The organism is Leptospira yasudae, from assembly GCF_003545925.1.
In the GTDB taxonomy this organism is placed as follows: Bacteria; Spirochaetota; Leptospiria; order Leptospirales; family Leptospiraceae; genus Leptospira; species Leptospira yasudae.
Map to the genome: position 1 here is coordinate 339034 of NZ_QHCU01000001.1, position 15532 is coordinate 354565.

The following is a 15532-nucleotide window of genomic DNA, read 5'->3' on the forward strand; positions in this document are numbered from 1 at the left end:
AAACTTCCTTCTTCCGTTAGAATTGGTTCTTCTCATATATTCTCGAAATTGAATCTATTTAGGAAAACTCAAATGGCACAAGTCACTCTCAAAGGCAATCCGGTTCCGCTCGAAGGAAAAATTCCTTCTCCCGGTGAAAAGGCTCCCGACTTCAAAGCGATCAAACAAGATCTTTCCGAGTTCGGTCTCAAAGACTACGCGGGAAAAGTGAAAATTCTCGTGGCGGTTCCGAGCCTCGACACTTCGGTTTGCGCGATCGAAACCAAGGTCTTTAACGAAAAAGCGGCGGGACTTTCGGACATCGCGACTCTCATCATTTCCGGAGATCTTCCGTTTGCGATGAAACGTTTTTGTTCGACCGAAGGAATCAATTCTCCCAACCTCGTGACCGGATCGCAGTACCGCGATTTTTCTTTTTCCAAAGCGTACGGAACTCATATCGCCGACGGACCTCTGAAAGGACTTTCCGCAAGAGCCGTGTTCGTCGTGGATAAAACGGATACGGTGCGTTATGTGGAGCTTGTTCCCGAGATCGGTTCCGAACCGAATTACGCGGCCGCTCTTGCAGCAGCCAACGCAGCGCTTTAAAAACCATCCTCAAATCCGTCTCTCGATTACGACCTTGGGTCCGGGATCCATCAAAGATTCCGGAGCTTCTTCCCAGGAAGAAGTCAAAGTCGTAATCTTGTGCGGACAGAAATGAGGATTCTCCGTCAAAGGTAGTAAATCGTGCAAACACGGTTGGACGTTGACTCTCCCGGTAGAAAACGTAACTCCTCTTCCGTACATTTCCAACAAAGGAATCGGGGTTCTCTGATCGTAGTAGATTCCCACACTCGTACAATGACCTCCCGGTAAAAGCGAACGAAGTGCGAACGCAAGACCGTCCTCGTTTGCGCTCGCATCCACCGAAATCGGATATTGAATCGTAGGCTCGGGATATTTTTTAGAAAGAATCGCGGCGCCCAATTCGGAGGCGATTCTGATTCTCTGCGGTTCGTCGTCGACGTAGGTTACGGGCGAACCCATCGCGAGAGCGATCATAACGGAATAAAGACCCACGCTCTTAGCTCCACCGCCGACGACCAACACGGGACTTCCGGGATTTCGTTTTAAAAAAGGTGCGACGGTTCTATAACCGTCCGGAATATTATCGCTCATACTCGCGGCCGCCGCGGGAGAAAGAGATTTCGGCAAAGGGATCAACATATAATCCGCAAACGGAACGCGCACCAAATCCGAAAAAGCCCCTCCCCATTTTTTCCCTCCCAGATCCCCGAACCCGTACATCGATCTTGGCGGAACGGATAAACAGCTATTGGTCAAACCTTGTTTGCATCGATCGCATTTTCCGCAAGCGATCTGAAACGCGACGATCACGAGATCTCCTTCCTTTACGGCCTGCACCCTGTCCCCGACTCGTTTTACTCTAGCAACGAATTCGTGTCCGAAAGGATATGGACCGCGAAACGGAGCCTTTCCTAAAGCGGTATTGGAAATCAGACCGTGTGCGTGGTTTCGAATCCAATGGAGAAGTTTTCCTCGAAACGGAGCCTCTCCCTTTAAAATCGCCAAATCCAAATCGCACCGTGCGACCGCGAGCGGTTCCACCAAAGCGTCGTCGTCGTTTTCCAAGCGAGGTTCGGGAACGTCCCACCATTCCAACGTGCCGGGACGGATAAATGTAAGCTGTCGCATTCGAATTCTCCATAGACCAAGTGGTCTATTAAAACTTAGAACAAACAGACCAGTCTGTCTATATTAAATTCAAGAATTCCACGGGCTTTCCTAATTTTTTTCGAAACTGTAGAAGCGATCCGCAACTCGAACCACAGAAACAACGTCTCTAAAAAACTCCCAAAGGCGCCCGAGTACATAAAAAATCCTTCGAAGTTTCGGCGGGATCGCCGTCTTCAAAGGATTTTTAAAAAGGATTTCCGCTTTTCAAATCGGGGAAAGAATCAGAAAGCGGATCGATTCGAATTGTCTTACATGCTCAAACGAGAAACTTCTTCGTCAAAGAGACGAGGCGTTTCACGAAATTCGTGTAAGGCGGATACATCAGATCGATCGAACTCAAAGCGGCCTGACGCAGAACGGAACGTTCGTGCGAGAAGGCTTTAAATCCGAAATATCCGTGATAACTTCCGTGACCGGAATGATTCACCCCGCCGAACGGAAGATTCGGATTCACCAAGTGAAGAATCACGTCGTTGACCGCGACTCCTCCCGAGGAAGTTTCCTTCAGAATCTTTTTAATCGCGCGTTCCTTCTTACCGAATACGTAAAGAGCGAGCGGTTTCGGCTTGGAGTTGATCTTAGCGATCGCGTCGTCGAGATCCGTATATGGAATCATCGGAAGAACCGGTCCGAAGATTTCATCTTCCATAATATTCGAATTTTCTGGTACGTTGCTCAAAAGAGTCGGTTCGATATAGTTTTGGGAAGCGTCCGTATCTCCTCCCATTTCGATCTTAGCGCCTTTTTCCACAGCTTCGTGGATGTAACCGGAAACGCGGTTGAAGTTGCGATCGTTGATGATTCTACAAAAATCAGGATTCTCCTTAAGAGATTTACCGTCCTTCGTATAGAATTGTTTTACGACCGCTTTCGCTTCTTCTACGAACGGTTTCATCATGTCGTTCGGAATGAGGAGATAATCGGGAGCCACGCAGGTTTGTCCCGCGTTCAGCACTTTTCCCCAAACGAGTTTTTTAGCGGCCTTTTTGAGATCCGCGCTTCGATCGATGATCGCAGGCGACTTCCCGCCTAATTCGAGAGTCACCGTCGTTAGGTGTTTGGCCGCTGCAGTCATTACGATCTTACCGACTTGGGTGCTTCCCGTAAAAAAGATATGGTCCAGAGGAAGTTCCATCAACGCACCGGAAACCTGATAGTCTCCCGCAAACACGGCGACTTCTTCTTTTGGAAATACTTCGCTGATGATTTTCTGCGTAATCTCGGTCGTAGCGGGAGTAAACTCGGACGGCTTAATGAGAACCGTATTCCCCGCAGCGATCGCAGCCGCAAGAGGTGCGAACGTGAGATAGAACGGATAGTTCCAAGGTCCGATGATCAACACCACTCCGCGGGGTTCGTAGATCATCTGGCTTTTCGCTCCGAAAAGAGTCATCGGGGTTTTTACTCCGACTGGTTTCATCCATCTACGTACGTGTTTGATCGCGTCGTTGACTTCGGAGATCGAAGGCATGATTTCGGAAATGTCGACTTCCCTTTCGTTTTTGCGGAAGTCCGCGTTCACGGCCTTTTCGATTTCGGGCGTGTATTTATTGATCGCGTCTCTGAGTTTTTTCAGACGCTGAATCCGCTGACTTGCGGTGGTGAGTTTCATCACTTTATGAAAATGTTCTTTTTGCAGTTTGAACACACGTTCAATCTCGGCCTTATCGACGGGCGGATAATTGGGAGTCTGTTTAGAATTCGGCGTTTTTACCGGAGATTCCTGTAAAGTTGGCATCGGAAGCGGCTCCTTTGATCTAGTTCTGGGATTGAAATTCGGGAATAGACCCGATTAGGCGGCCTTATTCTATCATCACAGAATCGGAAAGCAATTCTTTTTATAGGCGTTTCAATCCCTATTCCTTAAGTAGACCGTTTCGATCGGAGAAGAGTTCCGAGAGGCGAACTAAGTCCCGTGTTTACGGGAGCTTTTCAACCCGGAAGAATCGCGCAAAATTTCGGCGATTTTCACATACGTTAGACGTTACGCATATCATTGCAACGCGCCTTATAAGTTGCGACTTCGCATTAACGGATTTGCGATGAGGATGGCGACCAAAAGAGAATTACATGCGACCGGCAAGGGTTGATTTTAAGAACGAAGAGGAAATGAGACGGAATAAAATTCAAATTCCTTAACAAAGATTCCTTTCATGATTCATAAAAACGGAATAGAATTAGGAAATATTTTTCCAGGAATTTCCATGCGGAATTTCCGATGACTTGACAAGAAAAGAACGCACGCGGAAGAATCAAACTATATGAGTCAGAGCAAGACGTTAGAACTGCATCATCACCGAGACTTAAATCTTTACAGCAATCTTAAGGATTTGAACCATCCCGTTCTTGAAAATTCTCCCGTTCATTACAGATTTCATAACCTTACGGAAAACGTGGACTCCATCATCAGCAGAACTCTGGACCGTTATCTGCTTCAACTCGACATCATCTACGTTCGTGATTCCGTTTTCGCCGCTCTGAAAGAAACGATCGCCAACTCGATCAAAGCGAATATCAAACGAATTTATTTCCGCGAGCTCGAAGCGGACATTCAAAATCCGGAAATCTACAAACAGAAGATTTTGGGATTCAAAAAGAAATACATAGACGAAAAGGAAAAATACGAGGAACTTCTTTTTAAGAACAATTTCGTGGTTCTCGTTTCCTTTATCCACAACAAGGACATGATCCGGATTCGGGTGATGAACAACGTCAAACTCAGTCCGACCGAAGTGGAACGGATCAATCAAAGGATCGAAAAGGCGAAACAATACAACGATCTTGCCGAAGCGTTTCTAGAAGCGGGGGACGAAACCGAAGGAGCCGGACTCGGCCTCATCATGTCGTTGATGATGTTGAAAAACGACGGACTTTCCACTTCTTCCTATAAGATCGAAAGCCAGGGAAACAATACGAGCGTCATCATCGATATTCCTTTAAACGTAACGAAGGACAATCACCAGCTGCAGAAAACGCAGGACATTCTCAAGAACATAGACGGACTTCCGACTTTTCCGAAATCGATTCAGGACATTCAGGCGATGATCGAAAGACCGAACTCTTCCATCAGCCAAATCGCCGAAGTCATCAAAAAGGACGTGGCGCTTTCCGCGAATATTCTGAAACTTGCAAACTCCGCCGCGTTTATCCGCGCGAACAAAGTGGAGTCCTTGGACAGAGCGATTCAACTCATCGGACTCAAGGAACTCAGTCAGCTTTTATACTCTCTCGGAACGAAACAGATTCTGGAGGATAAGTTCCCCGCCTTTCTTTCCATCTGGGACAAATCCAATCAATGCGCGTTCTATTGTAAATTAATCGCGGCGAAGATGAATCTTCCCAAGGATACGGTCAGCAATCTGATGTCCGCCGCGTTGTTGCACGACATCGGGGAAATCATTCTTCTTTCTTTGGAAGAAAGAACGATGAAGAGCATCGGCAAAATCTCCGCATCCAAGGAGATCGCTTCCGCGGTTTCGATGGAAGAAGCCGCATTAGGAATCACTCATACGAAAGTGGGTTCTCTTATCGCAGAGAAATGGAACTTCCCGGATATCTACGCAAAGGCGATGGAATTCCATCACAGACCTTTGATCATCGACGAGGAATTCGCGCCGTATATCTATCCGATTTACATCGCGGACATGATGATCAAGATCAACAATGAGGAAGCGAAATACAGCGAGATTCCCGAAAAGATTCTTCAGTTCTGCAAGTTCGGAAGTTCGGGAGAATTTCATTCCTTCAGAACGAAAGCCCTCGAAAACTTTCTCGCGACCACGAGATAAGGGAAGGCGCCTCCCCGGGACCTTTCGAGGACGACGAAAAAATTCCGATTTTTTTTCGAAAAGACGCAAACGATTTCCGGGCCGTTTGTTAAAGTCGAAACAGAATCCGTAATTTATTATATTGTAAAATTCGAATCCGTTTCCGCCGCAAATAGGCCATTTCCCCTTAAAAGCCTATTTCCCGTCATTTAGGGAAAATTTAATCCGACTTCGTTTTATACCTGTTCGCTTAACAAAATACACCGTTCGGACTATTGTCCCCGTTAATCCGACGTGCGAGAATAGGTCTCGTTAAGGCTACATGCCGGAGGGGACGATGAAAGGGTTTCAAAAAATAACGGGGATGGTTCTGGCGGGGGTTCTTCTTTTCGGAGCGAACGCTTGCACGAATTCTCAGGATCCCAATCTTCTCTGGCTCCTGAGCGCTACGCAGCCGAATCCTTCGGCCGCTCCGGACGGAGAGCAGCCGTTCAGCATCGTCATCAACGACGAAACGGCTCCGGTGGATTTCGTCTTCGATACGACCAAAACCGTGAACGTAAACATTCAGGTTTTAAGCCCCGAGTCTCCCGTCTCGGGAAGTTTAGTACAAATCTTTAATATAGATAATACCGCTCAAAAATCGATCTTCCGCGCGGCGACTTCCGAAAACGGAGAAGTCAAGGGAAGTTTCACGATCGACGAAGCGACCCGCAAGGTTTTCCTCAAAGTGGAAGCCTTCGGTCAGCTCTACGAAGCGGAAGTGGAAATCATCAACTCGTACAGCATTTCCAGAAGAATCACGGTCGTCATCAAAGGGAACAACGTGATTCTCCCCGATACGGACGGAGACGGAATCGTGGATCGGGACGACACGTATCCGAACGATCCGACACGCGCTTCCACGTTTCGTTATCCAACCGAAGGATATTATACGATCTCTTACGAAGACTTATATCCGGCTCAGGGAGACGCGGACTTCAACGATTACAACGTTCGAGTCGTGTTTGAAGAGGACTGGAACGCGAAGGGTGAAGTCGCAAGAGTTCGCGCCAACTTCACGCACGTAGCGAAAGGCGCGGGTTACAATCATACTCTGCATCTTACGATTCCCGGGATCACGGCTTCTTCGTATGCTCTGACTCGATTCGGTTTCGACGGAACTACGGTAGAATCCAACACGAGCGGAAACGATACGGCGATTTCTTCTCTCGAAATTCTTCCGAGATCCAATACAACGATTCAATCCCCGAACTCGTCGAGAAACAACACCACGTTTAAAAAAGGCAAGTCCGCGAATCTGGAAGTCGTTTTACAAAATGCGATCAATCGTTTAAGTTTAGGTCCTGCTCCGTACGATACCTTCGTCAAAGTCATCAACACGAACAAGGAAATCCACTTTCCGAGAAGATACTTCGACGCGCAGGGCAAGGATATCTATCTGGATTCCACCGGATTCCCTTGGGCGCTTTTGGTTCCGGGAAATTTTCTCTGGCCGTATGAAAGCACGGATATCCGCAAATCCTATCCTTCTTTCAAACCTTGGTATGAATCCTCAGGAAACACGAACCAAGACTGGTATCTCAGTCCGGTATCTTCCGAGGTTTTCCCCGCTACGAATTGAACTCATTTCCCCGGGATTTTCTTCCCGGGGCCTCTTTTTTTCTTTTCTTTCTCGCGGCGTCATGAGATTGTTTTAAGCTCTTATGCGGGACTTGAAACTGAAGAATCGAAAACTTCCTTCCTCGACTGCAATCTTAGAATCCGGCCTTTCTCCTAAATTCTTCCTCAACCTTTTGAAAGAAATCTCTCCGATCGTCGCGATCGACGACCGTAGAACGATTCTTTTTGCAAACGAATCCTTTCGAAAAGAATTCGCGGGGAGTTCCCGCAACCTAATGGGAAAGAATCTGTTTCGGATCTTCGGTTTAAATCCTGTGGATCAGGAAGAGATGGAAGCCAACATCAATCTTTCCAAACGAGGAAAGGTTCAAAACCAAGAGTTTCGAAAACAAAAAATCTATTACGGTTATTCCGTGTTTCGATTCGGCGAAAGCATCGGGATCATCCTCAAGAACATTACGGAAAACAAACGGTTGGAAAGAAAAATCGCCAACCTTCACACCAAACTTCTTCAGTCGCAGGAAGAAGAAAGGATCCGACTTTCCAGAGAATTGCACGACGGAGTCGGACAAACGATTCTCGCGGCCAAACTCAACTTTCAAGCCTACGGCAGAAATCCGAAGATCTACGAAGCTCAATTCGATACGGGACTTCTTCTGATCGACAAAGCGAGTCAGGAACTCAGGGACATTTATACGAACCTGCATCCTTCCACTCTGCGCGAAATCGGATTGGAAGCGGCGATCCGCTCGCTCAGTTCCGATCTCTTTCCGCCTATGGACGTTCAGGCGGACCTGGATCTGAGTCTAAAACCCGATCTTCAACAAACCGTCGCCAATCAGGTGTTTCGAATCGTGCAGGAAATTTTTCAGAATACGATCAAACATTCGCAAGCGAGAAATATTTATTTAAAGATTCACGTCAAAGGAAGGCAGTTGTTTCTCGATACGAAGGACGACGGAATCGGTTTTCAAGAAAGAAAGGTTAGAGCCAGGTCTTCCGGTTTTGGACTTGAAAATATAAGAAGAAGAGTGGAAGATTTAAACGGTAAATTTAAGATTGATTCTTCGGCCGGAAAAGGAACTAAGTTTATCATTCGGATTCCCTTAGAAAAAAATAAAAATACGAACGCTAAAAAATTATGAAACCTGCAATTACAAAAGTATTCTTAGTCGACGATCACGCCATTCTCCGCGAAGGGCTGAAGATGATTCTGTCCGGACAAACCGGTTTTGAAATTTGCGGCGAGTCCGGAGACGCCGAAAAGGCCTTGGATCAAATCGGCAAGTTGAATCCCGACTTGGTCATCACCGATATTTCGATGCCCGGCTTAAGCGGAATAGATCTCGTAAAGAATCTCCGCAAATATTATCCGAACATACGCACCATCATTCTTTCCCGTCACGACAACAAAGAATACGTTCAAAAATTATTGGAACTCGGAATCAACGGTTACGTTCTCAAAGACGACGCGGGCAACGATCTTCTCAGAGCGATCGAAGCCGTTCACAAAGGCGAAACGTATTTAAGTCCGGGGATCACCGCCCACTTTCTTTCCGGCTTTGTCGGTTCGGGAAAACCGGGAGAAGAAAACCAGGACGCGAAGAAGGCATTCTCCGTTCTTTCGGATCGCGAACGTGAAATTCTGAAACTCGTAGCGGAAGGAAATTCCAACGAATCGATCGGCAAGATCCTGAGAATTTCTCCGGCGACGGTCAAAGTTCACCGCGCAAACATCATGAAAAAACTAGACCTTCACAAGGTTGCGGATTTGGTCATGTATGCGATCCGCGCGGGTTTGATCGAATCGTAACCGCGAAAACGAAACCGTTTCTCATACATTCAAACATTATAATTTTCTCATTCTCCTTTTGAACGGGAGAACGACGAACATTTTCCCTGGATCGGAATTCGCCCGCGCCCAAAACGAAATTTTTCGCGAGAGGTAGTTTTCGGTTCGCAATTCTTGTCGTTTGGGAAACGATCCGAAAACGAAATTCCGCAAAGGAACGCAAGATTCACCTTATAAATCCGATCGTTTCTCGGTAAAAAAAGCGTTCCCAGGCTGACCTTGTTTGTTATAGGAAGGAATAGTTTTCAGAGAGGAAGCTTCGCGACGTCAAGCACCTGAGTGCTTGGAAACGAACACTCAAGCGGGCGAATCTTTCCTATTTTTCGGTATATTCTGAATCCTACTTAGGAAGGAAACAATCGTTATGGCGATCGGCAAAAAAATTCAAGACTACTTTTTGGGCGAATTGAATCTTTTAGGATTCAAAATACACAACAGGATATTGGCGATCTTCGGATTGATCGCTACCATCGTGATTCTGATCGGAATCGCGTACGGAATTATGGAACTCAGCTGGAGAATTCAATACCACCCTTCGGAGTTCGCGAACTTTCTCTTTTTCGGATCTCTTGCGATCGTATTCTTTTCTTTGTTTTCCCTTCTTCTCTACGCATTGTTTCCGGGTTACAAACCGTTTTTGATTTTCACACTGATTCTTTCGGCGATCTGCTTTACCGCCAATTCGTACATCCTCAATCACGAAGTCTTCCCTCCGTTTACGGAAAGAACCGTGTGGGCTCTTTGGATTTCATTTTCTTTGCTGGCCGCTTCGTTGATCCACGAGCGGATTCCTTCGATTGCGTTGTTGTTCTTTCAACCCTTCTTGATCATGGGTGCGTTTATCTCGCTCTCGTTCGCGCTCGTATTGGCGCCCGTGATGGTCTTCAGCTGGGCCTTGGTTTGGATGGCGGGCTTGGGTTTTCTTCCTTACGGACCTTTGTTCGCGATGACTGCATTCGGAAAAGCGGTTCATAAGATTCATTCTTCCTTTCCGAGCGGGAATCAAAAACGAATTTCGGCCGCCTTGATGATCGGTACGACGGTTCTTCTTTTGAGTTACAGCGGTTATTATTTTTTTCAGTGGAAACACGCGGAATATATTCTTACCAAACCCGAAACGATCCAAGGCAATAACCGCATCGACGCGGATTTACCCGAGTGGATCCAAAAAGCGGCGCATCTCCGAGTCAATCACGTGACCGAAATGGTGCTGCAGCCGGATCGAAGATCCGCGATGGGGCTGTTCGCGGCCCAGAGTCAATTCGATCCGCTCGCGTATTTCGCTTCGCAAGGGTTTCTTTCCCTCTTTCGTTCCAACGCAGAACAGAGAATCACCGCCGAAGACGCGGGAAAAATTCTCCATCTTCTATTCGGAAAATCGCATGCGTTTTTGGATCGTCTTTGGCGCGGGACTTCGTTGATTACCACGGACATGGATTCGCACGTTCAGATTCATCCCGAACTCAGAGTGTCTTATACGGAAACGACTCTTTCCATCTATAACGAGAATTCTTCCTCTCATACCTGGATCGGTTTGGGCACTTGGAATTCCTCCCCCGAAGAAGCGATCTATACGATCACCGTTCCTCCGGGAAGCATCTGCACGAAACTTTCCCTTTGGATCGACGGCGAGGAAAGACCGGCGAGGCTGACTTTCAAATCGACGGCGCATAACGCGTATCAGACGATCGTGGGCGCGGAAAGAAGAGATCCTTCCTATGTCGAATGGCTGGACGGAAATCGTCTGCGCCTGCGCGTGTTTCCGGTGACTCCGGAAAATTATAGAATGGTCCGCATCGGAATCGTATCCCCTCTCAAGGCGGACCTCGCTTCCGACGGAAAAGAAATTCTTTCCTATGAAAGAATCAAAATCGAAGGTCCGGTTGCCGATTTTGCGGATCAAAAGGTGAACGTGGATTTGTTTTCAAGCGCGCCGATCGAACTCGACCCGAACGGAATTTCTCTCAAGGAAAAAGTCGTATCGGATTCGCAAGTGCGTCAATGGACCGGAAACTCCGGTTTTCGCGGCTGGTCGTTTTCCTTTCCGGCGACAAAACCGGGTGGAACGATTTCCGCCGGAGGTGTGACATACAACGTTCTTCCTGAACAAACTGCGATCAAAGACTTTCAACCCGATCGGGTTCTTGTCGTATTAAATTCTTCCCTTTCCCGTTCGACTTGGAAGGAAGTCGTTCAAAAAATTTACGACTCCGGAATTCCGGTTACGATCCTTACCAACGAATGGTTTTATACGAAAGACGCGGATAAGGCGATGCGGTATTTGGACGAATGCGAAATTCCCGCCTTCAATCTGTTTCCGCTGCACTTGAACGAAATACCGGAAACTTCTAAGGTTGCCGGAAAAAATCCTCTTTGGGTCGTATCGGGAGAGAATCAATCGATTCCTTTGGGAGAACTCAGAGGCTCTTCCCGATTTGAGGGGATTCAAACCGCCGCAGGCAAACGGAACGAGCCGTATAAGATCGCGATCCTCAACGGAAAACGTTCCGAATACGTCGCGAGCCTAATCGATCTGAATCAAGTCGTGTCGGTCGCGGAAAACGAAGACGAACTCTTTGCGGTTCTCAAGAAGAAACAAATCCGTTTGCCGATCGAAAAAGAAGGAATCGTATCCCTTCCTCACGCAAAACTAACTTTGGAAACGACGAACGGCTCGAACGTAAAACGTCCCGGAAGCGATTTGTTAATCCGAATGGCGATTCAAAGAAGAATTCTAAAACAACTCGGCAAACGATTCTTTGACCGAGACTTGGAAAACGGGGATCTTGTCGATTTAGCAAGGGACGCAATGGTCGTATCTCCCGTTTCCACACTGATCGTATTGGAAACGGAAAACGATTACAATCGTTTCGGAATCAAAGCGGGCAAGTCGGCTCTTGGACAAAGCAAACTCGAAGCGCCCGGCGCCGTTCCCGAACCGGGAGAATGGCTGTTGCTGATCTGCGTCGTCTTCGGTTTGATCGTCTATTTCAAAACGAGAAGACAATTCGCTTAACAAAAACGATATGACCGCGACTTCCGCATTCATCGGTTCAACCGGTCGGCCCGCCTTTTACGTCGGACTTCTCGCTTTCGTATGCGTGATTCCGATGTTCAAGGTCGGTTTCGATTCTCTCGGCGCCCGTTCGATCGCTGAATTGTACCCTGTTTTGTTTCTTCCTTTATTCGTTCGTTTAACGAACGACGAAGAGAACGGTATCGTCTCGCTTGCAATTCGCAGAATATTCAAAAGATGGAAACTGTTTTCGATCGTATCGGAGAAGGTTCTCTGGTTCGTTCCGGGTTCTTCGTTTTTGATCTGCGGAATCCTTTTCCAAAGATCGAGTTTGATTTGGATCGGTTCTTTTTGGAACGCATTGGCCGTTTTGCATACGAGCGGAATCCGTTTCTCTTGGCCCGCACCCTTTTTAATCTTGGCGATTCCTCCGATCACCGGATTCGGTTCCCTTTTTCTGGGATATAAACTTCGATTGATCGTTACAGAGATCTGCGTTCAAGGGATGCGTTGGATCGACGCGGGATCGATCGCGGTGGGAAATCAGATTTTCTTTCACGGAGAATGGTTCGTAGTCGATCGTGTTTGTGAAGGTATGAAGATGGGACTCGCTTCCCTTCTCATCGCCGCCGCGCTCTCGCTCCGTTCCAACCGAATCGGCTTTGTTTTGATCCTTCTGTCCGTTTTCCCGCTTTGGTTTTTTTCCAACTTATTCCGCGTATTCACGCTGGTTTTATTTCAGATTCCCGCTTCTTCTTGGAGGCACGAGTTTATCGGAATCGTTTTGTTTGTCTGCGGAGTATTTATCCCGCTTTCGATCGTATCTTTCGTTTTTCCGAATATTCAAAAATCCGAATCAACTCCCGGCAGCGCCGCCCTTGCCATACGATTCCCTTCCCGAGCGGCGTGGCTGATTCTTCCCTTACTCGCGACGGCCTCGCTGTTCGGAAACCGGATCGCGCCCGTTCCAAAACGCAACTGGCCTTCGCAAATTTCCTCCTTTCGACTCGAATCCGATTCCACTGCCAAAGATCCGAGAATCGCCGTTTATCGGTCGGGAGAGAAGTATCTGATTTTAAAGAGGGATTTGTTCGCGATCGGAACCGGCCACGATCCGAGAATCTGTTTTGAAGCGGTCGGTTTTGCCTTTACGGAACAAACCGGAGACAAGGGTTTGAACCGAGGGCAACTCAAAAGTCCTTCGGGGGCGGCTCCGATTCTTTTTTGGTGGTATTCGGTTACGAAAAACGAAACCTTGGAAGGAGACCGACTCTCGAACATTCGTTCGTTTGCACCGTTTCGATCGGCATCCGATTTTCACTGGAGATGGGAACGGCTTCGGGGAGCCGACGCGATTCAATGGAACTTATACGGACCGGACGAGAAGGAACTCCGCGCGGTCATCGGAGAAATTTCCAAAGAGCCGATAGAATAGCGCACGAACGAAAAATCGTTTTCCTCGGCAAAGAAAACCCGCATGAATCATCGAAACGCATTAGAACATCATTCTTTTCTAAATCAACTTTCGGAACGGATTCTTGAGGAACTGGACCTGAACGTGCTTTTGATTCCGGATGAAACGCAGAAAAACCGGATTCTCCTTTTAGAAAAGGAAACGGGAGCTTACGTCGTTCTCTACAAAAAAGACGTCGAACCGCAAGGCAGACATCTTTGCAAAACGATCCGTTCCGCCGTTCTCAACGAGGATCAAATCCGATCCGTTATGGAATTTGAACGAGAACTGAGGCAAACCCAAGATCTGATCGTTGTCGCTTATCAAAAACCGATCTCTTATTTTTGAGGATGTTTCGATTTGAGGTTGGGATCTCGACGGTCCCAACCGAAACATGCAGGAGTTCCTACAAGTTGGACATTCTAAAAGTGATTGCAAAAAGTATGATTTTCTGATATGGAAAAGTCTCCCGATTCTTCCCGCCACCTCACCCCTCCACCCAAGATCAGGGTGGGGCGCGATTGTTTTACGAAAGAATCGTAGGAGTTCCTACAAGTTTTCAAATTCCAGACAAATCCCTTACTGCCGAACGCACACGAGTCTTCTCGGCGTATTGCATGCGTCTCCGAAAAGGGAACCGATCGAATTTTCATTCGTTACGTTTCCGGCGCCATACATTCCCGTAAAAACACCGGTTCCATTCGACCAGTTATTGCAAATATCACCTCCGCTGGTCGTCCAGTCTTGCGCAAGCCCGGTCCACCATTCCACGGCGCCGCCCGGATCGATATTTGCCGATAAACCCGGCGTTGGAAAAACAACGATCCCCGCCGCGTTCGTGGTAAACACTTTCACCGGCGAACTTGTCGATCCTTTGTAATAGTCCTGATTCGGCAAAAGCACCCAACCGATATTTTGAGCCGGGTTCGTACAATAGGCGGCCGTACACGCCTGGCGCACCGGAGCCACGTTCGACACAATCAAAGCCTTGTAATCGCTCCCCGTTCCCGGCAAAGAAGAAAAATTTGAGTTCTTTTCATTTGCGCACATAGTGTCGGCACCGGTCACGGTTCCGAGCGAACCACCCGAAGGAGTTGTGGTGACGAAAAGAAATTTATAGGAAAGGACCGGATCGGTCGTTCCACCGCCGCTATTCGAATTCAAAAGTGCAAGCAGCAAAACGCCGGAAGTATCTCCTGGGAACGGGACCGAACAACTCATTGTGAAAAAGCAAAGTAGAAAAAAAGAATATACAAATTTCAGAATATTCTTTCGAATCATTCGAACTCCTTTCGGAAGCTGATCTCGATTCTCCCCAAGGAAAGAAACGAATTCGGTTGCAGGTTCGGAGAATTCCATCGTGTAACGCCTTCCGACTTCGATTCTATCAAAACGGTCGTCGATTGAAAAGAACGTTTTTCCAACCACACATTCAGACCGTATGTCAAAAGGGCTAACGCGCCTATGCCGACTTGATTATTTTGATGCGTTTTGTATTCTTTTTTATCCTCGTCCCTTTGCTGAAGAAGATAGAACGTCACCGGAAGAGGAGTCGTCAACGCGGCTAACGCCAAAAAGCCGGGATCGTTTGCGGAGGATTGAGCGAGGGAATTTCCCGCAGTTCTTTCCGCGTTACCCGCAACCGCTAAGGCGCCGAACCATAAAAATATCAAAGAAGCCTTCGTGTATTCTTTTCGTTCCAAAGGAAGAAGTCCCGGAACCCAGACCTTCCACGATGCCACGCCGACGGCGGCCTGTTTTTTTTCGGCCTCATACACGCTCTTAGGACGATCATGTTCGACAAGAAACGCGGACCATTGACTCCAAGAGGACGGCTTTCCGAAACGGTTGAGCGCGGAGATTCTAAACTCGTATTCCCCAGCGGGAATCAAGAATTCCAAGCTGTTCGTAACGACTTTCTCTTCCGCGACTAAGGTATTCGGATCGGAAGGTTTTCGAATCTCCACCTTGTATCCGTTGTTTCCCTTGACCTCGTTCCATTCTATGTAAAACGTATACTTTCTTTCTTCCGAATATGCAGAAACGCTTATAAACAAGCAGATCAGCGCCGGAATCATTCT

At 47.5% G+C, this 15532-nt stretch carries 12 protein-coding genes; 8 read left to right on the forward strand and 4 right to left on the reverse strand.

The annotated features are described in order from the left end of the window. Window positions 1-72 precede the first annotated feature (72 nt). On the forward strand, window positions 73-588 hold the full coding sequence (gene tpx / locus DLM76_RS01610) for a thiol peroxidase (RefSeq protein WP_118956189.1): 516 nt from the start codon (window positions 73-75) through the stop codon (window positions 586-588). 9 nt (window positions 589-597) lie between these two features. On the opposite strand, the gene DLM76_RS01615 is transcribed toward tpx, so the two are convergent. Together DLM76_RS01615 and DLM76_RS01620 are read right to left on the reverse strand one after the other, a co-directional pair. Further along, the gene (locus tag DLM76_RS01615) at window positions 598-1698 is read right to left on the reverse strand and encodes a zinc-dependent alcohol dehydrogenase (RefSeq protein ID WP_118964197.1); all 1101 of its coding nucleotides are present in this window, start codon (window positions 1696-1698) and stop codon (window positions 598-600) included. Between the two features lie 298 nt (window positions 1699-1996). Further along, the gene (locus tag DLM76_RS01620; protein ID WP_118956187.1) at window positions 1997-3478 is read right to left on the reverse strand and encodes an aldehyde dehydrogenase family protein; all 1482 of its coding nucleotides are present in this window, start codon (window positions 3476-3478) and stop codon (window positions 1997-1999) included. A 523-nt stretch (window positions 3479-4001) separates the two neighbouring features. Here DLM76_RS01620 and DLM76_RS01625 point away from each other — a divergent pair. From DLM76_RS01625 to DLM76_RS21515, 7 genes are all read left to right on the forward strand, one after another. Continuing rightward, a complete protein-coding gene (locus DLM76_RS01625; protein WP_118964198.1) occupies window positions 4002-5528 on the forward strand; it encodes an HDOD domain-containing protein in 1527 nt (508 codons plus the stop codon). A 316-nt stretch (window positions 5529-5844) separates the two neighbouring features. Continuing rightward, window positions 5845-7131: an LruC domain-containing protein gene (locus DLM76_RS01630; RefSeq protein WP_118964199.1), complete on the forward strand. Its 1287-nt coding sequence runs from the start codon at window positions 5845-5847 to the stop codon at window positions 7129-7131. 82 nt (window positions 7132-7213) lie between these two features. Beyond that, on the forward strand, window positions 7214-8275 hold the full coding sequence (locus tag DLM76_RS01635; RefSeq protein ID WP_118964200.1) for a sensor histidine kinase: 1062 nt from the start codon (window positions 7214-7216) through the stop codon (window positions 8273-8275). After that, window positions 8272-8943: a response regulator gene (locus DLM76_RS01640; RefSeq protein ID WP_118956183.1), complete on the forward strand. Its 672-nt coding sequence runs from the start codon at window positions 8272-8274 to the stop codon at window positions 8941-8943. Before DLM76_RS01635 ends, DLM76_RS01640 begins: the two co-directional genes overlap by 4 nt. Before the next feature lie 403 nt (window positions 8944-9346). Further along, on the forward strand, window positions 9347-11998 hold the full coding sequence (locus DLM76_RS01645) for an XrtN-dependent VIT domain-containing protein (protein WP_118964201.1): 2652 nt from the start codon (window positions 9347-9349) through the stop codon (window positions 11996-11998). Window positions 11999-12008: 10 nt separating this feature from the next. After that, window positions 12009-13433: an exosortase N gene (gene xrtN / locus DLM76_RS01650; protein ID WP_118964202.1), complete on the forward strand. Its 1425-nt coding sequence runs from the start codon at window positions 12009-12011 to the stop codon at window positions 13431-13433. 42 nt (window positions 13434-13475) lie between these two features. Further along, window positions 13476-13799: a hypothetical protein gene (locus DLM76_RS21515; protein ID WP_135779479.1), complete on the forward strand. Its 324-nt coding sequence runs from the start codon at window positions 13476-13478 to the stop codon at window positions 13797-13799. A gap of 231 nt (window positions 13800-14030) precedes the next feature. On the opposite strand, the gene DLM76_RS01655 is transcribed toward DLM76_RS21515, so the two are convergent. Both DLM76_RS01655 and DLM76_RS01660 read right to left on the reverse strand, forming a co-directional pair. After that, complete coding sequence (locus DLM76_RS01655) at window positions 14031-14630, reverse strand: DUF1554 domain-containing protein (protein WP_241548161.1); 600 nt, start codon at window positions 14628-14630, stop codon at window positions 14031-14033. A gap of 98 nt (window positions 14631-14728) precedes the next feature. Next, a complete protein-coding gene (locus DLM76_RS01660; protein WP_425528914.1) occupies window positions 14729-15529 on the reverse strand; it encodes a fibronectin type III domain-containing protein in 801 nt (266 codons plus the stop codon). Window positions 15530-15532: the final 3 nt, after the last annotated feature.